General features: G+C 59.9%; 19 protein-coding genes and 1 tRNA gene. 7 read left to right on the forward strand and 13 right to left on the reverse strand.

Annotation, left to right across the window (positions count from 1 at the left end):
- Positions 1-7 precede the first annotated feature (7 nt).
- The 7 genes from era to rpoZ form a co-directional block, all read right to left on the reverse strand.
- The gene (gene era / locus LG281_RS03620) at positions 8-919 is read right to left on the reverse strand and encodes a GTPase Era (RefSeq protein WP_404404447.1); all 912 of its coding nucleotides are present in this window, start codon (positions 917-919) and stop codon (positions 8-10) included.
- Positions 916-1,623 carry a ribonuclease III gene (gene rnc, locus LG281_RS03625; RefSeq protein ID WP_404404449.1) on the reverse strand — a complete coding sequence of 236 codons (708 nt, stop codon included), beginning with the start codon at positions 1,621-1,623 and terminating at the stop codon, positions 916-918. Before rnc ends, era begins: the two co-directional genes overlap by 4 nt.
- Entirely contained in the window at positions 1,620-2,393 is a 774-nt protein-coding gene (lepB, locus tag LG281_RS03630; RefSeq protein ID WP_404404451.1) for a signal peptidase I, read from the reverse strand. The genes rnc and lepB overlap by 4 nt, the downstream gene beginning before the upstream one ends.
- Before the next feature lie 34 nt (positions 2,394-2,427).
- The gene (gene acpS, locus LG281_RS03635; protein ID WP_404404453.1) at positions 2,428-2,835 is read right to left on the reverse strand and encodes a holo-ACP synthase; all 408 of its coding nucleotides are present in this window, start codon (positions 2,833-2,835) and stop codon (positions 2,428-2,430) included.
- A complete protein-coding gene (gene pyrE, locus LG281_RS03640; RefSeq protein ID WP_404404455.1) occupies positions 2,832-3,416 on the reverse strand; it encodes an orotate phosphoribosyltransferase in 585 nt (194 codons plus the stop codon). The genes acpS and pyrE overlap by 4 nt, the downstream gene beginning before the upstream one ends.
- Positions 3,413-5,689, reverse strand: coding sequence for a RelA/SpoT family protein (locus tag LG281_RS03645; protein ID WP_404404457.1), 2,277 nt, complete (start codon positions 5,687-5,689; stop codon positions 3,413-3,415). The genes pyrE and LG281_RS03645 overlap by 4 nt, the downstream gene beginning before the upstream one ends.
- Before the next feature lie 91 nt (positions 5,690-5,780).
- Complete coding sequence (rpoZ, locus tag LG281_RS03650; RefSeq protein ID WP_404404459.1) at positions 5,781-6,149, reverse strand: DNA-directed RNA polymerase subunit omega; 369 nt, start codon at positions 6,147-6,149, stop codon at positions 5,781-5,783.
- Between the two features lie 178 nt (positions 6,150-6,327).
- Here rpoZ and LG281_RS03655 point away from each other — a divergent pair, with 178 nt between their 5' ends.
- The 4 genes from LG281_RS03655 (at position 6,328) to LG281_RS03670 (ending at position 9,716) form a co-directional block, all read left to right on the forward strand.
- Entirely contained in the window at positions 6,328-6,894 is a 567-nt protein-coding gene (locus LG281_RS03655; protein WP_404404461.1) for an NYN domain-containing protein, read from the forward strand.
- Between the two features lie 23 nt (positions 6,895-6,917).
- Positions 6,918-7,604 carry a uracil-DNA glycosylase gene (locus LG281_RS03660; RefSeq protein ID WP_404404463.1) on the forward strand — a complete coding sequence of 229 codons (687 nt, stop codon included), beginning with the start codon at positions 6,918-6,920 and terminating at the stop codon, positions 7,602-7,604.
- Positions 7,605-7,688: 84 nt separating this feature from the next.
- The gene (locus LG281_RS03665; RefSeq protein ID WP_404404465.1) at positions 7,689-7,949 is read left to right on the forward strand and encodes a helix-turn-helix domain-containing protein; all 261 of its coding nucleotides are present in this window, start codon (positions 7,689-7,691) and stop codon (positions 7,947-7,949) included.
- 69 nt (positions 7,950-8,018) lie between these two features.
- Positions 8,019-9,716: a SulP family inorganic anion transporter gene (locus tag LG281_RS03670; protein WP_404404467.1), complete on the forward strand. Its 1,698-nt coding sequence runs from the start codon at positions 8,019-8,021 to the stop codon at positions 9,714-9,716.
- A 7-nt stretch (positions 9,717-9,723) separates the two neighbouring features.
- Here LG281_RS03670 and smpB read toward each other — a convergent pair whose 3' ends face one another.
- Positions 9,724-10,203 carry an SsrA-binding protein SmpB gene (gene smpB / locus LG281_RS03675; RefSeq protein WP_404404469.1) on the reverse strand — a complete coding sequence of 160 codons (480 nt, stop codon included), beginning with the start codon at positions 10,201-10,203 and terminating at the stop codon, positions 9,724-9,726.
- A gap of 6 nt (positions 10,204-10,209) precedes the next feature.
- Positions 10,210-11,088 (reverse strand): 4-hydroxy-tetrahydrodipicolinate synthase, encoded by an 879-nt coding sequence (gene dapA / locus LG281_RS03680; protein ID WP_404404471.1) that lies wholly within the window; start codon positions 11,086-11,088, stop codon positions 10,210-10,212.
- A gap of 202 nt (positions 11,089-11,290) precedes the next feature.
- On the opposite strand from dapA, the gene LG281_RS03685 reads away from it, so the two are divergent.
- The gene (locus tag LG281_RS03685; RefSeq protein ID WP_404404473.1) at positions 11,291-12,223 is read left to right on the forward strand and encodes an alpha/beta fold hydrolase; all 933 of its coding nucleotides are present in this window, start codon (positions 11,291-11,293) and stop codon (positions 12,221-12,223) included.
- Positions 12,224-12,335: 112 nt separating this feature from the next.
- On the opposite strand, the gene LG281_RS03690 is transcribed toward LG281_RS03685, so the two are convergent.
- From LG281_RS03690 to LG281_RS03700, 3 genes are all read right to left on the reverse strand, one after another.
- Positions 12,336-12,752, reverse strand: coding sequence for a hypothetical protein (locus tag LG281_RS03690; RefSeq protein ID WP_404404475.1), 417 nt, complete (start codon positions 12,750-12,752; stop codon positions 12,336-12,338).
- A gap of 358 nt (positions 12,753-13,110) precedes the next feature.
- Positions 13,111-14,571 carry an OmpA family protein gene (locus LG281_RS03695; protein WP_404404477.1) on the reverse strand — a complete coding sequence of 487 codons (1,461 nt, stop codon included), beginning with the start codon at positions 14,569-14,571 and terminating at the stop codon, positions 13,111-13,113.
- Positions 14,572-14,881: 310 nt separating this feature from the next.
- Entirely contained in the window at positions 14,882-16,201 is a 1,320-nt protein-coding gene (locus LG281_RS03700) for a hypothetical protein (protein WP_404404479.1), read from the reverse strand.
- 402 nt (positions 16,202-16,603) lie between these two features.
- Between LG281_RS03700 and LG281_RS03705 the strand changes: the two genes are divergently transcribed.
- Together LG281_RS03705 and LG281_RS03710 are read left to right on the forward strand one after the other, a co-directional pair.
- Positions 16,604-17,239, forward strand: coding sequence for a hypothetical protein (locus tag LG281_RS03705; RefSeq protein ID WP_404404481.1), 636 nt, complete (start codon positions 16,604-16,606; stop codon positions 17,237-17,239).
- Between the two features lie 143 nt (positions 17,240-17,382).
- Positions 17,383-17,458: transfer RNA gene (locus LG281_RS03710), tRNA-Ala, on the forward strand.
- A 1,059-nt stretch (positions 17,459-18,517) separates the two neighbouring features.
- On the opposite strand, the gene LG281_RS03715 is transcribed toward LG281_RS03710, so the two are convergent.
- Positions 18,518-18,811: a DUF4143 domain-containing protein gene (locus LG281_RS03715; RefSeq protein ID WP_404404483.1), complete on the reverse strand. Its 294-nt coding sequence runs from the start codon at positions 18,809-18,811 to the stop codon at positions 18,518-18,520.
- Positions 18,812-18,926: the final 115 nt, after the last annotated feature.

Below are 18,926 nucleotides of genomic sequence, written 5' to 3' on the forward strand. Positions count from 1 at the left end.
GCCGAGCTCACTTCGTCCAATCCAGCCCCATCTCGCGGTAGCGTTCGGGGTCGTCGGCCCACTTGGCGCGGACCTTGACGAACATGAAGAGATGCACCTTGGTTTCGAACATCTCCATCATCTCCGCGCGCGCTTCCGCGCCGATGGCCTTGATGGTCTGGCCCTTGGCGCCGAGGACGATCTTCTTGTGCGTATCTCGGGTGACGTAGATCACCTGATCGATGCGGTAGGAGCCGTCGGGCTGGACCTTGAAGCTCTCGGTTTCCACCGTCGCCTGATAGGGGATTTCGTCGTGAATGCGCATAAAGAGCTTTTCGCGGGTAACTTCCGCGGCGGTGAGCGCAAGCGTCAGGTCGGTGAGGTGCTCTTCAGGGAAATGCCACTCCCCGAGCGGCGCGTTGGCGATGCACCAGTTGGTGAAGTCGGCAACGCCGCTGCCCTTGAGCGCAGAAATCATGAAGGTCGTTTCGAAACGGACCCTCTCGTTGAGGTCTTTCGAGAGCTTCAAGAGCGTCTCAGGCTTGACCTTATCGACCTTGTTGATGACCAGAACCTTGGGCTGGCGGATGTTGTCGAGCCCTTCAAGCAGCGATTCAACTTCCGCGTTCAACCCTTTGTGGGCATCCACGATCAGCGCAACGATGTCGGCGTCCCCTGCCCCGGTCCAGGCGGAGGCGACCATGGCGCGATCGAGCCGGCGCTTGGGCGCGAAGATGCCGGGGGTATCGACGAAGACGAGCTGGGCGTTACCCGTCGTGACGACACCGCGCACCTGGGCGCGGGTCGTTTGCGCCTTGTGCGTGACGATGGACACTTTGGTGCCAACGAGCGCGTTGAGCAGCGTCGATTTTCCAGCGTTGGGAGCGCCGACGAGCGCGATGAAACCGCAGCGGGTCGGGTCGGTTTGCGGCGCGGTCATTGCAGTGTCTTCCAGACTTTTTCGCGCACGAGAAATTGTGCGGCTCCCTGATGTTCGGCGAGTTTCTTGGAGGTCCCCGCGGCCGAAAGCGGCTCATAGCCCTTTACAGTGACCTCGATGGTGAAGGTTGGGGCGTGATCCGGGCCCGACCGTCCAACCTCAGTATAGCGCGGCGGCTCGAGCCCCTGGGCCTGTGCCCATTCCTGCAGCGCGGTCTTGGCGTCGGCACGGCGTGCCTGGGCGACGTCCAGATCTCCGCCGAACATTTTCTCAACGAAGGCGTAAGCCGGATCGAGCCCGCCGTCGGCATAGATCGCTCCGATCAGTGCTTCGCAGACATCACCAAGGATAGCGTCCTTGTCCGCCCCTCCGGTGCGCGCCTCGCTATCTCCCAAACGCACGAACGCGCCGACCTCGAGATCGCGAGCAACCTTGGCACAGGTTTCCTTGCGCACCATCGAATTGAGTGTCCGCGACAACTCGCCTTCATTGGCCTTGGGCAGCAGCTTGGACAAAAGATCGGCAACCACCAAACCCAGCACGCGGTCGCCCAGGAATTCGAGCCTTTGATAGGAGTCCGCCGTGCGCTTGGAGGGCGCAACGGCGCTGGAATGAGTCAGCGCGCGCTTAAGCAGGGCCGGGTCCTCGAAACGATAGCCCAGCTTGCGTTCAAGCTCTTCCCTGTCGCGCGCGCGAAAGCTCATTCAGCGTATACCGAGGTGAACATGCGGTCCCAACGCACATTGCCCGGCCAGCGCCATATCTGCCAGGGGGGAATGTTGTCCTCAATCGAGAAGAAGCGCCACTGCGCCTTGCCGACGAGGTTTTCGAAGGGCACATAGCCAACCGTGTTGAGGGAGCGGCTGTCGAGGGAGCGGTCGCGATTGTCTCCCATCATGAAGAAATGCCCCGGCGGCACGACATACTCAGCCGTATTGTCGTACTGGGCCGTGTTGGAGACTTCCTGGATCGTATAACTGACCCCGTTCGGCAGGGTTTCTCGGTATTCCATCACCGGCAGTGTCAGGCCATTGCTGTCGCGGTCTTCACCACGCCCGATCAACTCGCGGTCGATTGCCTCGTCGTTGATATAGAGAATACCGTCGATCATCTGAACCGTATCGCCGGGCAGGCCGATCACACGCTTGACGTAATTGTCGGTCTGCGGCACGGGGCGGAAGACGACGACATCTCCACGCTGGGGCTCGTTGCCGAAGATACGGCCGTTCAAGGGCACTTCCGTGAACGGCAAGGAATAGCGTGAATAGCCATAACTGTATTTGGACGCGAGAATATAATCGCCGATCAGCAGGTTGGACTGCATCGAGGCCGTCGGGATCGAAAACGGTTCAAAGGCAAGCGTGCGGAAGACCAGCGCGATCAACAGCGCCTGGATCAGAATAACGACGGTTTCTCGCAGTTCGCCCTTGCCGGATTTCTTCTTCGCTTTGGTATCCGACATCGGGTTGCTCATGGTTTTGTCTTTAAAATGTCTGTTACGGGAGGGATCAGGACCGGTCAACCGGCAGCGCTTCGATGATGACAAAGGCTTGGGCCATGCCGTTGTCATCGGTGATTGTGACGTGGATATGGGGTTCGTGTCCTTCCGGCATAAGCCGGGCGAGGCGTTTGGCCGCGCCACCTGACAGGACCATTGTGGGTTTACCGCTGGGCAGGTTCACAACACCCATGTCGCGCCAATAAACGCCATGGGACAGTCCCGTGCCCAACGCTTTGGCGCAAGCCTCCTTGGCGGCGAAGCGCTTTGCGTAGGACGCTGCGCGCAGGCGTCGGCGATCGGACTTGGCGCGCTCGGTATCGGTAAAGCAGCGTTGGGTAAAGCGCTCGCCAAAGCGTTCGAGCGTGCGCTCGACATGCGCGATTTCGCAAATGTCGTTACCCAATCCGATGATCACTGCAGCCCTCTACTCCCCGGCTTGACCGCCGGAATGGCCGCAAGCTCGGGCGGAAGATCGTCCGGAGCATAGGCGGGAACCTTGTACTGCGTCAGCGCGACCAGCGGCACGCCGATATCGGCCTCGCCGCCCGAACGGTCGACGATGCAGGCCGCGGCGACCACGTCGGCGCCCAGAGCCTTGATGCAGTCGATGCATTCGCGGATCGAAAGGCCGGTCGAAACGATGTCCTCGACAACGATGACCTTTTCGCCAGGTTCGACCGCGAAGCTGCGGCGGAGTTCGAAGACGCCGTTGACGCGTTCGGTGAAGATGGCGGGCACGCCCAGGTGCCGCGCGGTTTCGTATCCGGGAATGATACCCCCGACGGCGGGCGAAACGACCTGGGAAACATCGCCGTAGCCTTCAGCGCGGATCCTGGCAGCCAGGGCCTTGCAAAGCGTTTCGGCCTTTTCAGGGTGCATGAAAACGCGGGCCTTTTGTAAAAAGACCGGCGAGCGCAGCCCCGAGGAGAGAATGAAGTGGCCTTCGAGCAGCGCATCGCAGCTTCGGAAGATATCGAGCACTTCATCCTGGGTCATGCCGGCAACTCCTTTTCCGCGTCAAAGACCTTTTCGATGCCCGCAATCGCGCTCGCCTGCAAGGTCGAGGCGCGACCGACGCGCGAAAGCCCTGGAGTGCGTTTGAGCGTTGCGAGCACGTCTGTCAACTGCGGCAGGTCCTTTACCTCGATCTCGAAGATCAATTCATGGAAATCGTTGGCGAGCGCGCGCATGACGAAATTGGTGATATTGGCATCGCAGGCCGCAATCGCGGAGGAAATCTGCGCGAGCGAGCCCGGCCGGTTTGCCGAGTTCATGGAGATGACGACGCGATAGAGTCTGTCACCCCTGCCGTCGATATCCCAGCGCACGTCGATCCAGCCCACATCCTCGTCGTGGTACTGGGTCAGAGCGTCCGAATCGATGGGGTAAACTGTCATCGTGCCGTTCTGGTGCAGGATGCCGACGAGCCGGTCGCCCGGCACAACGCCCTCGCGGGAGATTTCAACGGGCATGTTGAAATCGAACCCGACGAGCGCAGCGAAGCGCTTCACGGCACTGGTCTGCCCTCCCGGCATGCGGAAGCGGAAGAGTTCGGCCTGGCGCAGCGAGAACCAGCCCTCCGCATTATCACCCACCGGCAGGCTGATCTTGCTCTTGCGGCGCCGTTTGCCTTTGAGCGCGGCGGCTTCGCGCGCGAGATCGTCGGCGCTGATGCGGCCCTCTCCGACCTCGGTGAGAAGTGCCTTGCGGTCCGGCTGCTCAAGTCTTTTGGCGAGCGCAGCGATGTCATCTTCGGAGAATGTGAGGGATTCGCGCTCAAGGACTGCCATCAGCACCTGCTCACCCAGTGAGAGCGCACGCATCTGGGCGCTCAGCCGGACGGCGCGGCGAATGGCGGACCGCGCCTTGCCGGTCACTGCGATGTTCTCCCAATTTGGCGGCGGCGCATGATTGGGGTCGCGCAGAATTTCAACTTCGTCACCCGAGTGCAGATGCGTGATCAGCGGCATGACGGCGCCATTGATCTTGCAGCCCACGCAGGTGTCCCCGACATCGGTATGGACCGCATAGGCAAAATCGATCGGTGTGGCACCGCGGGGCAGCGCAATCAGGCGCCCGCGCGGGGTAAAACAGAAGACCTGATCCTGAAACAGTTCGAGCTTGGTATGCTCGACGAATTCCTCGGGATTCTCTCCCTCGGTCAAATGCGCAATCGTGCTGCGGAGCCAATTATAGGCCTGGCTTTCCTCCTCGAGCCTGCGCATATCGCCCGAAATCGCTTCCTTATAGAGTGCATGCGCGGCAATGCCGTATTCGGCGATGGCGTGCATTTCGCGGGTGCGGATCTGGAGTTCCACGCGCTGACGAGAGGGGCCTACAATCGTGGTGTGCAGCGAGCGGTAGTCGTTCTGCTTGGGGACCGAGATGTAGTCCTTGAACCGACCGGGCACAACTTTCCAGCTCTGGTGGATGACCCCGAGCGTGCGGTAGCAGTCATCGATGGTATCGACGATGACGCGGAAACCGATCATGTCCGAGAGTTGCTCGAGCGCAATCGCCTTGCGCTCGATCTTCGAGTAGATCGACCAGGCGGATTTGAGCCGCGCGGAGACTTCCGCCTTGATCCCCTGTTGCGTGAGGTGTTCCTCAAGCTCGGTGCGGATCTCCGAAATGATTTCCCGGCTCGAGTGCTCCATGGCCGCGAGCCGGCTGGTAATCGCGTTGTAGTGCTCGGGATGGAGCGTTTTGAACGCCAGATCCTCGAGCTCGGAGCGCATGTCCTGCATCCCCATACGACCGGCGAGCGGCGCATAGATATCCATCGTCTCCTGTGCGATACGGGCGCGCTTGTGCACAGGCACGAAATCAAGCGTGCGCATATTGTGCAACCGGTCGGCGAGTTTGACGAGGAGGACTCGAATATCCTCGGAAATCGCAAGCAGGAGCTTGCGGAGGTTTTCGGCCTGAGCCTCCTCGCGCGAGACGAGGTTCAGCCGGTCTATCTTGGTAAGCCCGTCGACAATCTGGCCGATTTCGGTGCCGAACATGTCGTCGATCTCGGCTCGCGTTGCGTCGGTATCCTCGATGGTATCGTGCAGGAGCGCCACGGCAATCGTCGCGTCGTCGAGCTTCAAGTCAGTGAGAATCGCCGCCACTTCGAGCGGGTGCGCGAAATAGGGGTCGCCGGAGGCACGCGTCTGGGTGCCATGCTTTTGCATGCCATAGACGTAGGCCTTGTTGAGCAGATTTTCGTCGGCGTTCGGATTGTAGGCCAGAACGCGCTCGACGAGTTCATACTGACGCATCATGCGCCGAGGTACCCCGTTTTAAACAACAACAAAGGCGTCCGGCTCGCCGCCAGACGCCTTTACAAAAGATATAGGCAAAGCCTGCCGGCGATCAATCGTCGCGGCGTTCAGGCGGTGCCAGGGATTCGATGCCGCGGAGCAGCTCTTCTTCACTGATCGTGTCGAAGACGGGACCGTCCTCGTCGGTCGTGGTCTCGATGCGGGGCGCGATATCGGCCTCGGGCTCATCGACCTCGACATATTTCTGGAGCGAGTGGATGAGCTCTTCCTTGAGATCGTCGGGCGAAATCGTAGCGTCGCCGATCTCGCGCAGAGCAACGACGGGGTTTTTGTCGTTATCGCGGTCGACAGTGATCTGGGCACCTGAAGAGATCATGCGGGCACGATGGGCTGCCATCAGGACCAGTTCGAAGCGATTCGGAATTTTTTCAATGCAATCTTCTACGGTGACGCGTGCCACTTGCCGGTCTCCATTGCTTTAGGGGGAGCGAGCCGCCGTCATACACGAGGCCCAGGGGAAAAACAAGCGTTCTGGTCGGCGCCAGTCGGGCAATTTGATGTGAACTTAACGACGTGCCATACGTTGTGGTTTACGGCCCCAGCCATTAAGGAGGTCGTTTTTTTGGAGTTTTTTCACAATGTTTGATCCGCGCGAAAAAGTCGTTCTGTTCATCGATGGCGCGAACCTTTACGCCACCTCCCGAGCCCTGGGGATCGATATCGACTACAAGCGCCTGCTCGGCGAGTTTCACGCCCAGTCCTATCTGCTTCGCGCGTATTATTATACCGCGCTTGTCGAGGACCAGGAGTACTCCTCAATCCGTCCGCTAATCGACTGGCTTGATTACAATGGCTACACCGTGGTGACCAAGCCGGCCAAGGAATTCACGGACGCGCAGGGGCGCCGCAAGGTGAAGGGCAATATGGATATCGAGCTGACCATAGACGCAATGGAGATGGCGCCCCACTACGATCATCTGGTCCTGTTTTCCGGAGATGGGGACTTCACAGCACTCGTGGCAGCGCTGCAGCGCCGGGGCAAGAAGGTCACCGTCGCTTCGACGCTTACGACGGCGACGCCGATGATCTCGGACGACCTGAGGCGGCAGGCCGATCATTTTCTCGACATTGCCGAATTGGCCAAGACCGTCGGTCGCGCCCAGGTTGACCGGACGGGCTCGAGTCGGGAGGATGCGCATAACTAAGGTGCGTATTCAACTAATCCGATATGGACCTAGTCGCCCGCGCCTCACTGAAAGACCGCCTTACCTTGCTTGAAACAGACCCGCCTCACGACTGCCCGCTTTGCCCGCGGCTCGTTCAATTCCGTATAGACAACCGTGCCCAGTTTCCAGGCTGGCACAATGCCCCCGTTCCAGCCTGGAGTGGCGCGGCACCCAAACTCATGATCGTAGGGCTTGCGCCGGGACTACGGGGAGCCAACCGCACCGGGCGACCGTTCACGGGAGATTATGCGGGGGACCTGCTCTATGCGACTCTGCTGAAATTCGGATTGGCATCGGGCACCTATGCCGCGGACCCGAACGACGGACTGACGCTCAAGAATGCGATGATCGTCAACGCCGTGCGCTGCGTACCGCCTCAGAACAAACCGACCGGTGCGGAAATCGCGACCTGCAGACAGTTCCTGACGGCAACGATAGCGGCCAATCCTCAGGTTAGAGCCTTTATCGCACTCGGCCGCATCGGCCACGATTCGCTGCTCGCCGCGCTCGGACGCCGCCGGGCATCGTATCCCTTCGGGCACGGCGCCGAACACGCGTTCGACAATGGCACGCGGCTTTTCGACAGCTTCCATTGCTCGCGCTACAATACGAATACCGGCAGGTTGACGACCGACATGTTCGAAGATGTGATCGGGCGCGCGGCAGATTTTGTCGGCGCTCGCGCGTAATCGTAGTTCCATGCAGCTATTGTGACGCTTGAAACATCACTTAACATACTTTATCCCTTCATCTTGATTGCTGAAAGGCTACCCATGATAACGGCCGGCCAAATGCGCGCAGCACGGGCCCTGCTCGGAATTGACCAGAAAACGCTGGCGGAAATGGCTGGGCTGTCCCTGCCGACAATCCAGCGGATGGAGGCAAGCGAGGGGAACGTGCGCGGTGTCGTCGAGAGCCTTACAAAGGTGATCGACGCGCTCAACCGGGCCGGTATCGAACTGATCGGCGATGGCGCGCAGAGCCTAGCCGGCGGGCGTGGCGTACGCCTCAAGCAGTCATCGACACCGAACTGATCCTTCGCGACGCGACCGCCGACTTCTGCCGACGATCCCGCCGCCTTTTTTGAAAGGCTGCCGGACACCATGACGATCCCCCGCTCACCGGGTTTTGCCGAACTGTTTACGCCCAAGCTGATCACGACCCTCCGGGAGGGCTATAGCCTTGAGCATTTCCGATCTGACGTCATAGCCGGCCTTACTGTCGCCATCGTGGCGCTCCCGCTTTCGATGGCGATTGCGATCGCATCCGGTGCATCGCCGGCCCAAGGCCTCTATACGGCAATCGTGGGTGGATTTCTGGTTTCGGCGCTGGGTGGCAGCCGATTCCAGATCGGCGGACCAGCCGGCGCGTTCATCGTTCTGGTGGCATCCACCGTCGAGGTCCATGGCATAGATGGCCTCATTCTTGCGACCGTGCTGTCGGGGATCATGCTGGCCGCAATGGGGCTCATGCGGTTGGGCACCTACATCAAATTCATCCCCTACCCCGTGACTGTCGGTTTTACCGCCGGCATCGCCGTAATTATCTTCGTGAGCCAGATCAAGGATCTCCTCGGTCTAACGCTAAACGAACCCGAACCCGGACACCTGCTTGAGAAATTGCCCGTCCTGTGGGGCAGCCTGCCGACCATAGATCCGGTGTCGGTTGTGCTGGCGCTTGGGACAATTGCCGTCATTTCGGGGCTCAAAATGCTGAGGCCACATTGGCCGGGCATGCTTATGGCCGTCGCTGCCGCGTCTGTTGCGGCGGCCTTCCTTGGTCTTCCGGTGGCCACCATCGGTTCGCAGTTCGGCGGCATTCCCTCTAGCCTGCCAGCGCCGTCGCTGCCAGCATTGGATGTCGACAAGGTTCTCGCCGTCTTGCCCAACGCCGTGGCGTTCACGCTTCTGGGCGCAATCGAATCCCTTCTCTCAGCCGTTGTTGCCGACGGCATGACGGGACGGCGCCACCGGTCGAACTGCGAACTCGTGGGACAAGGCATCGCCAACGTCGCCTCGGGGCTCTTCGGCGGGTTTTGCGTGACCGGAACGATTGCCCGGACAGCAACGAATGTGCGTGCAGGGGCGCACGGTCCGATCTCGGGTATGCTCCATTCGGCCTTCCTCTTGCTGTTCATACTCGTCGCAGCACCGCTCGCCAGCTTCATTCCGCTTGCAAGTCTTGCCGGGGTTCTTGCGGTGGTCGCCTGGAACATGGTGGAAAAGCAGGCCATTGTCAGCTTGCTCCGCGCCTCGCGCGGCGATATCGCGGTTCTGCTGGTGACGTTCCTGTTGACGATCTTCCGCGAGTTGACTGAGGCGATTGTCGTTGGCTTTGCGCTCGGATCGGTGCTCTTCATTCACCGCATGTCGCAGGCCACCTCGATTACACAGCGCGCGCCCTATGTCCCTGAGGACAAGCCCGATGCTGCCAACGGAGACAGGCGGCCGTATGACGAATCCGTCAACGACCCGGATGTTGTGATTTATCGGATTTCCGGCGCGTTCTTCTTTGGAGCAGCGGCGTCCATCGGCTCGGTGCTGGACAGGATCGGCGAGCGGTGCAAGACGTTGATTATCGACCTGTCCGCCGTTCCGGTCCTCGACTCGACCGCGGCCCATACGATTGAAGGGTTGGCGCACAAGATGCAGCGCCGGGGTGCACGACTCGTCCTGACCGGAACCTCCCATGCCGTCCGCCGGGAACTGTTCGCCCATGGACTGAGGCCGCCATTGGTTGGATATCAGCGCGATCCGCAGTCTATCGCGCGGAACAAACCGCTGGCCGGCGAGGCCATGTGACGCCGCGCTATCCAGTCTTCAAGAGCCGTTGCTTTTCACGTGACCAATCGCGCTCCTTTTGCACCTGGCGCTTGTCGACGGTCTTGCGCCCCTTGGCAAGGCCGATCAGGAGCTTGGCCATGCCACGCTCATTGAAATAGAGCTTCAAAGGCACGATGGTGTTGCCGGAACGTTCGACGCCACGGGCGAGCTTGGCCAGTTCCTTTTTCGAAACGAGCAGCTTGCGCTTGCGTTTTTCGTCGTGGTTGAATCGGTTGGCCTGGACGTATTCGGGGATATTGGCGTTGATGAGCCAGAGTTCCCCACCCTCAGGCGAGACATAGGACTCAGCGATCTGCGCCTTGCCGTTGCGCAGCGATTTGACCTCGGTGCCGCGCAAGACGATGCCGGTCTCGAGCGTCTCCAAAATCTCGTAGTCGAAACGGGCGCGGCGGTTGTCCGCGACCGTTCCATGTTCGAGAATATTTTTGTCCTTTTTTGGGGCCATATTGCTCTAGTTGATAAGCCCCGCGTGCACCAGCGCATCATCAATCGCTTTCCGCGTCGTTTCGGTGACGGGTACAAGCGGGAGCCGCAAATCTTCCTTGATGAGCCCGATCCGTGCGGCGGCATATTTGACGCCGGCGGGATTGGGCTCGATGAACAAGGCCTTATGTAAGGGCGCAAGCCGATCCTGCAAGGTGAGCGCGGTGGCATAATCGCCTGCCTGGCAGGCATTCTGGAAGTCGGCACAAAGCCGGGGCGCCACGTTCGACGTTACCGAAATGCAGCCCCGCCCACCATGGGCATTGAACCCGAGTGCAGTCATATCCTCACCCGAGAGCAGGATGAAATCCGGCCCAAGCACGTGACGCTGCATGGTCGCCTTGTTCATATCCGCCGTCGCGTCCTTGATGCCGACGATGTTGGGATGTGCATCGCGCAAACGCTTCAAGGTTTCGACCGAAATATCGATCACGGTGCGCGGCGGTACGGAATAGATAAGGATCGGCAGGCTGGTTGCCTTGGCAATGGCCGAAAAATGCTGGAACAGCCCCTCCTGATTGGGCTTGTTGTAATAGGGCAGAATGGTGAGAATCGCGTCCGCGCCGGCCTTTTCGGCGAATTCGGCAAGGTGGATCGCTTCGCGCGTCGAGTTGGACCCGGCGCCGGCAATCACCGGAACCTGCTTGTCGGCCACCTCTATGGTGATCTCGATGACACGGCGGTGTTCTTCATGACTGACCGTGGGAGATTCTCCGGTGGTGCCGACAGGGACCAGGCCGTGCGAGCCCTCCTCGATCTGCCATTTGACGAAACGGGCCATGGCATCTTCGTCAACCGCACCATTGTTGAACGGCGTAATGAGCGCCGTGATCGACCCGCTGAACATATGTCGTCCTCAATTATCGCCGCCGGCGCGCCCGGCAAGCCTTCGTTTTCCTGGGGTTCACCCGATAGCAAAGGGCGTGCCCATACCCTGACCGGAATGGAAGCGCACCATAATGTCACTTGTGCGGCATCGCAACCAGCCCGCAAAGCACGTATTACGTTGCGCCTTTTACCTTCCCGCGTCGGGCGTGCTATGAAGCATCATGGCCAAACGCGCAACACCCATCGACGATCTGGAGCAATTTGCGGCCCTGCCTGTCGAGCGCATTTGCCCAGGGCCGGCCGGGCGAACACTTGCAGTCCATTATACCGGCCAACTGTCCGGCGAATCGACGCCAATCGTCTGTATTGCTGGCTACAATCGGACCATGCTCGACTACCGCGCGCTGGCTGACGGGCTGAAGAGCGAACGGCCCGTCGTCCTGTTGGATCTCGCGGGACGCGGACGATCCGATCCCCTGCCCCGGAATGCCGCCTATACGACGCCGGGCGATGCGGCAGACGTTATCGCGGTCTGCGACGCTCTGGGCGTCGCCCGCGCAGTTCTTGCCGGTCAGGGGCACGGGGGGCAGGTCGCGATGATCGCGGCGAAGCGCCGACCATCATTGGTAGCGGGGACGATGCTTATCGATTCCGGACCGGTAACCGATCCGCGCGGCCTCGTGCGCCTGCGGAATAATTTTCGGCACCTCACCAGCCTGCGCGACAAACGCGCGAGCAAGGCAGCGTTGCGCAAGATTCTGGCGGCCGACTATCCAAGCGTTGCGGATACATCGCTCGACGCGCTGGGCGAGCATGTTTATGCGCCCGGCAAACGCGGCGGGATGGTACCGCTTTTCGATCCCAAGCTTATCAGTCAGATCGAGCAGTTCGAGTTCGACGATGTGCTCGAACCCCAATGGCCACTCTTCGACTGCCTTCATCACGCGCCGCTCATGTTGGTGCGTACGCAATTGTCCGACCAACTCCGGCGCGAGACTTATGACGAAATGCGCCGTCGCAGGCCTGACGCCGCGCTTCTGACGATTTCCGGACAGGGCAGCCCGGCACTCCTCGATGACGTGGAAAGTATCGACGCGATAGCAGCTTTTGCAAAGCTTGCCGATGACGCAGACGACGCCGAGGATGCAGCCTGACGCTTTAGAGCCTGATTTAAAAGTCGGCGGCTGAGGCCTGGCGAGGGATTTTTGCTTTTCACGGGCAAACAAGACCCGCCAGACCGACCCGACCGACTTTTAAATCAGGCTCTTACTGTCCCCGCGCAAGCGCCTTAGCCTGCCCGACCCAGTCTTCCCGCTCGACACGGCCATGTGCGTTGAGCTTTTCGTCCATTCGAGCGGCGGTCTTCTTGTCCCAGGCGGCGATTTGGGCGAAATCGTGGATGCCTTCGGCTTTGAGCCGCTTTTCCATCGTGGGCCCGATACCCTTGATCTGTTTAAGATCCACCGAGAGCGGCCTCCCGGGCGCAGGGGCAGGCTCGGGCGTTGTTACCGGCGTGGGTTCGGGGACGACTGCGGCGGCAGAGGCGGCGCTCCCGTCCTTCGTAGCAGTCGGGGAGACAGGTTTGACGAAGATTCGGCGCAGGGCATAGCCGATGAGACAGCCAACGAAGAACGCTGCGAGGAGCAGGAGCGCGCTTTCGAGAATATGAGGGGTTGCATTCATCGCGCTATATCCCGTCCTGGCTGTACCAGCCCGTGGCTATGCCGATGAGCAGTGCAATCGCAAGAAAGGGCCAATAGGTGTAAAGCAGGAAAACGAGGCTATCGATCATTGCAGTACCTCCACTCGGTGGCTTTGACAGATTGCGCAGCCTTCCCCCACACTCCGTCATCCTCGCGCTTGACGCGAGGACCCGCAGAGCCGCCGCGTCCCCGGCAGAAGTCGGGTGCACTACGCAAGCTCAAAGCCCTCAACTCCTGCTCGGGCTGCTCAGAGCTTGCGGGTCCTCGCGTCAAGCGCGAGGATGACGGCGGAGGGAGGGCGAGGTCGTTCAACCTTTCAAAATCGCTGTGCAGCACCACTACTCCTCGAAGGTGAAAGCGATGCGCCGATTTTGCCGCTTGCCCTGGGCGGTGTCGTTCGACGCAATGGGTAAACTCGCCCCATATCCCACAGCATAGAGGCGCCGAGCCGAGACACCAAGGGCTATGAGTTCGTCGACAACCGCTTCGGCGCGGGAAACCGATAGGGGCAGATTGAGCGCTTGCCCGCCATCGCTATCGGTGTGACCTTCAACATAAACAGTGGTTTGCGGGCAAATGCTCAAAAGTTGCGCGATATCGGGCAGCAGAGCCAGGGATGCGGGTGTCAGGTTGGCGCTGCCCGAGTTGAAGAGGATGGATTTGTCCGCCATGAAAGCGGCGACCTCGGCCTGGCACACCGAAGACGCCGAAGGCGCGGTGACCATGGTACGAAACCGCTCCGCACCGCCCAGCCGCGCAAGCGTAGCGAGCGCCTCGTTCTTCCGCGTATCGATCCGCGCGCGACCCGTCAGCAGCCAATTTCCGTTGGCGAACGCCAATTGCCCCTGATCGAGATGGTTGAGTGCCGCAAGGCCCGCATAGAGCGCGCTTACGAAATCCTGCGGCGCGTGCGGATTGACGTCCAGGCTGCCCTGCCCGGTTTCACCTGCCAGCCGCATCACCAGCGCCCGTGTTGAAGCGTCGGGCACATCGCCCTGTACCATTAGCGTACCGTCGAATCTTTTGAGCGCGGAAAACCGGTATTCGGGATCCGGTTCCCCGATGCTTGTAGACTCGTCCGTCTCGGACGGCGCTGTCGTGCGCTCATCGGCACTTTCCTCATCGCCGGCCGGCGCGATCACCTCGCCGGAGTTAGCGTCCTCAACAGATTCGCTTGCCGTAGCCGTTGTCTCTTCATCCCTATCCGGAACAGATGCCGTGCCGGACGTATCGGCCTGCATATCGTCTTCAGGTTGCGTGGCGATATCCAAGGTCCATGCTTCGCGGGGCGTCGCCGCCAGGTCCAGAATGGTTTCAAGCGTGTCGACACGCCCTCCCGGCGCGAGTTGCCCCTGAAGCGCCCACATGCCGTCCGCGTAACGCAACGATCCCTTTTCCAGAGCCGCAAGCGCATCAAGGCCGGTAAGTGCGTCGATGAGAAAGCCGTCGGGCGCGCCTGTGCCGATGTGCGTGTCGTCGTCGACGTCGCCACTCGTCGTTACCGCAATGAGGGATTGTGTAGCCGTGCTGGGGACAGTGCCCGTAAAAACAATGCCCGACCCGTCTTTCTGTGCCTGCCAGGTGAAAACATCGACGTCCGCTTCCTCAGCCGCTTCGCGTTCTCCACTCTCGGTGTCGAGCACTTGAAACTGCGCGACGCGGATGAGCGCGCCGGCGCGATGGGCAGAGGCTGCATCCGAGGCATCGTGACCGGATGCCGCCGCGGCGGCTGTTGCCGGCAAGGCAAGAAGAGCGGCCAGCGCAAGCGTGTGCAGGGCGACCAGGGGATAGTTCGGCATGAATATCAAATAACTCCGGCGACAGGCATTTGAGGCTGATTCGTAATAGGTGACATCGCAATCATATCGTCGGTACCGCCAGACGCTACCCGTCCAAAGCAGCAATTCCAACTGAACCGGGGGATGTCCTTCACCTTGCACTCTCCGTGCCACGCCCCCGATCTGGAGAACAAACGCCGCTCCGTTGGAATTGCCGGGTTCAAAGGAGAAAGGATTGCGTGTCAGGTAACCTTCGCGGCTGTGAGCCGGGACAAAAAGAAAGGGCCCGGCGAACCGGACCCTTTCCCTTTTGTATATCGACTAAGCCCGATTAGAAGGACTTCTTCGCACCGAGGTGAACAGCGTAGTCGGTCTCGGAGTTGACGTTGTCGTAGAACACGCCAGCGCCGCCATCGAGAACGAAGTCGCCGCCCGGAGCGTATTCGGCAGTCACGCCGGCGCCGTAGCCGTCAACCTGGCTGGCGTTGGTGTCGTAGGCAACAGTTGCCCAGACACTGCCGGACAGCGTGTCGGTGAAGGCGTTGGACAGGGTCACGATGCCGTGGACACGGTCAGCACCCAGATCGCTCGAGAGCGGGTAGGTGTTGAAGTTGTCGTCAAGTGCCGTGTTCTTGTCGTTGTAGATCACCGCAACGTCGAGATCGACAGTGTCGGTCAGCGCGAACATCACACCAGCACCGGCAGCGATTTCGGTGTTACCCGAACCGTCTTCGTACAGAGCACGAACACCAGCACGGATGGTTGCGATATCGAGAGCAACTTCGCCGCTCAGGCTACCACGGACGTAGGTTTCGTTGCCAGCGATACCGGTGTTGGCATCACCGTAACCGGCAGCGATGTCGGCATAGATGCTGACGATGTCGAAGGACGTAGCGACGTCGGCATAGACATCCCACAGCGTGTCGCTGCCGTTGTCGATCGTGTTGTACAGATCGTAGACATAGGCACCGAGGTTGGCGACGATCGAACCATCGTCATAACCAACGACCACACCGGCGCGGCCGCCCGTCTGCTGACCACCAAGGATTCCACCAGGATCATCGGCAAGCGCTTCGATGGCCGCACCAACGGACAAGCCATTGCCAAGATCGGAAACGACCTGGAACACGGCGCTGGTGCCAGGATCGCCGACCAAGCTGGTGTCGGACAGGATGTACTGGTCGTTGGCGAGGCCGAAGAGCGAACCCGTCAAACCAGCGGTCAGCACGGTCGTGTCACCGAACGAAACGTAGGCCTCGTCGATGGCAACACCCGGAATCAAGCCAGCTTCGCCAGCATCGATGAGACCGTCATCGTCAGCGTCGCTCCAAGCAACTGCCTCAGCATCAACCAGCTTGATCGCGGCGATAGCGCGACCAGCGTCGGTCTGGGTCGTGGCTTCGAAGCTCAGGTTCCAGTCCAGAAGCGACGCGCGGCTGGTGGTGCCGTTGACCTCTTCGTACCAGTAGTCGTACTCGACTTCACCGGAGATGAGCAGGCAGGTGTCGTCCGACGCAACGGTCAGACCGGAGATGCCATACGCATCGCAGACGTCGAGCGATACGAACTCGGCAACCGGATCAGCGGCCTGGGCACCCGTCGACAGGGCCAGAGCGGCTGCAGAACCCAGAAGAAGGCTCTTAAGTTTCATAATTTGACCTCCAAAGTCAGTCATTCAGTTTGCCGGACTTATCCGGCGGTTTGTCGAAGCGCGACCACATTTTTGTTGGTGTCGTGTGTTGCCGTCGCGCCGCGACCGACAAACGATCCCATGCATGGATTCGCAAAGCTCACTCTAGTCAGACCGGCGCCCCACGCAACATCCCATTGCCGCATGAAGGCACTTGCGGACAGGGTTGCCAAGCGAATGTTGCAAATTGGGCACACATCTATAAACCACTTGTTAATACTCGTTATCACCGCTGGTTGACGCACCTTTAACGCTCCGCGCGCGAGAAACACCGCGGCGAATCGTGAACGGTTTCGAAATCGCGAAACAGCCACAAAGAAAGCGTGTATGGGGAGCATTCGAAATGCGGGAGTTATGCCTATTATGATGAGTGGCAGGCCGTGCCTGGCCGTAGCGGTGGTTGCCGCAACACTTGCCTCCCCCGTCTTCGGCCAGGATCCCGAACCGGCCGATGCGCTCGATCAGCAACTGATGGATCTTTACGCGATTGTCGTGGGAACCCAACTCACGACGCGCTGCGCGATTTTCGACGACACGACAACCTATCTCACTCCGCTCGAACAGACAGCCGCCGAGTACCGTCTCCGGCAGATGACGTCGGCGCTCGCCGCGGAAGTTGAAAATATTGCCGATGTCGTGGCCAACATGCGCGCGGACGCGTTGCAGATTCCGTGCGGTGCGGCTTCCCTTGATCGGCTTCTCGATTTCAATCGCTCTCTCTCGCGCGATCTGGTCGATGTCGCGCTGCTTGCCTGGCGTGAGATCGAGATCGCCGAATGCAATTATTTCGTCGACGATGACTTTTTAGAGTCGGCAGCCCATGCGCAAGACCAAGCCGAGGGAATCGATATTTCGGGAACGCCCGCGCGGGTAGCCTATGTCCAACGGACGGCTGCGGAGTGGGTGACGACCTTTGAGGAAAATTGCCAGAACCTTGCGTTCGATCCGACCCGTACATTGCCGGGCCTTGTCGCTCTGGCCCTGCCAACCGGACAGTAGTGGGCCAATTCCTTGTTTTGTCGCGCGTCCGAACCGAAAAATGGTGCCCACTTTTTCTGGACGCGCTCTCAAGACCCTACGGCAGAAGGCAGGAAATTCCCCTTTGCGCGTCGAAAAATTTGTTATATGACGCTCACCGGAATGGGGCTGTAGCTCAGATGGGAGAGCGCGTCGTTCGCAATGACGAGGTCAGGGGTTCGATTCCCCTCAGCTCCACCATTCCCCTCGCGGTCGTAATTTCTCTTTATTTTCAACAACATACAAGACGGATGCAAGTGAACTTGTACCCAAGCTTGTACCCGGATTATGTACCCAAGGATTTGATACCGCATTCTTGGCGTATCCTCTGGGCTCGGATGTGACCACGCCTGCACCCTGACCCGCTCGTGAATTCCGGAACGCACTTAGGGCCGTTCCGGCCTCCTATCGACGACCGGTGGCGCGTTGTTTACCCGTCACGCGCCACCGTTTCATTACTGGCCGACTGAACTCGCCGCCTGGCCGAGGTCGCCCGATCCGTTGGCGCCGTACGAATCCTTTGGGCTCGGACATCTCCGTTCCAGGCGGAGGCGTTGGTCTCAGATGGATTCGGATTTGAATGCGACGCCATTTCGGCACTTCGAGGGCATTATCGCGCTATCGGCAGGCCGGAAGGGCCGGATATGCTGTCCGACCAGAGGGCCGCGCTTGCTATTGCGCCGGGCTTATGACGAACTCCACAGGCACGTGTGCTGTGCCTCTGGATGAATAGGCGCGTGGCGCTACCCTGCTTAGCATCGGCGTTTGTCGCTTTGGCGGAAGATTTGGGTGGGGCTTTTAGGAAACCTGCCTGCATATTTACTTATGCGGCATGTCGGCCCCGCAACGAATTTGAAGGCTATTGAGCGGGTTTGTGCGGGGCGTTCCGGCGGCGCTACTCGCCCGGATGCATTTTGTCCCGTCGGGTGAGGGCCAAGCCGAACAGCGCCACGGCGATCAGGAGCGCGGGCGCCCAAAGCCAGAATACGAGTTCAGTCATAGCGTTTCGCATCAACCTAGCTGCGCCAGTCTCCGGCGCGCAATCAAATGTAGCACAAGGCCCAATACAAATCCAAATGCCGAGAGGCCTACGATGCTCCCGAGCGGCTACATGGTACCGAGCGCCATCCCTATATATGGGGCGATGATCGACTCTAGAATAGTCCCCGATGACAGGGAATTGAGAAGGTTCGCGGTGAGTTTGATCTGCCCGATCTTGCCATGGACTCATGGAAATATCATACCTGATTCTACGCCGCATCACCGTTCCGCATCCACTCGATCACCTCGAGGCTGACCCCACCCGGAAAAGCGCCGCGCACGCATGCCGGAGAATTCGCCGGCGGAAACCGTAGCTGACGCCTTTACCTCGATCCCAACGGCCTCTCCGCGCCGGTTCTCCAACACAAGATCGACCTCGTTCCTGTCTTTATCGCGGGAATGCGAGAACGAACACCTCTGATCGCTCCGGGATGCGATCTTACGAAGCTCGCTGAACACGAAGGTCTCGAAGGGTCCTTCGTGAGGTCCTAAAAGGTCATTGAGACGATCCACTGATGGGACAGGCGATGCACTGCCTGTCCATATAACTGGACATCAGAGCACTTACGTCCATTTTAATGGACACTTATTTGACAAAGATGCTGATTTACACCACAATGTTCAGTGG

The organism is Pelagibacterium halotolerans, from assembly GCF_044811015.1.
In the GTDB taxonomy this organism is placed as follows: domain Bacteria; phylum Pseudomonadota; class Alphaproteobacteria; order Rhizobiales; family Devosiaceae; genus Pelagibacterium; species Pelagibacterium halotolerans_A.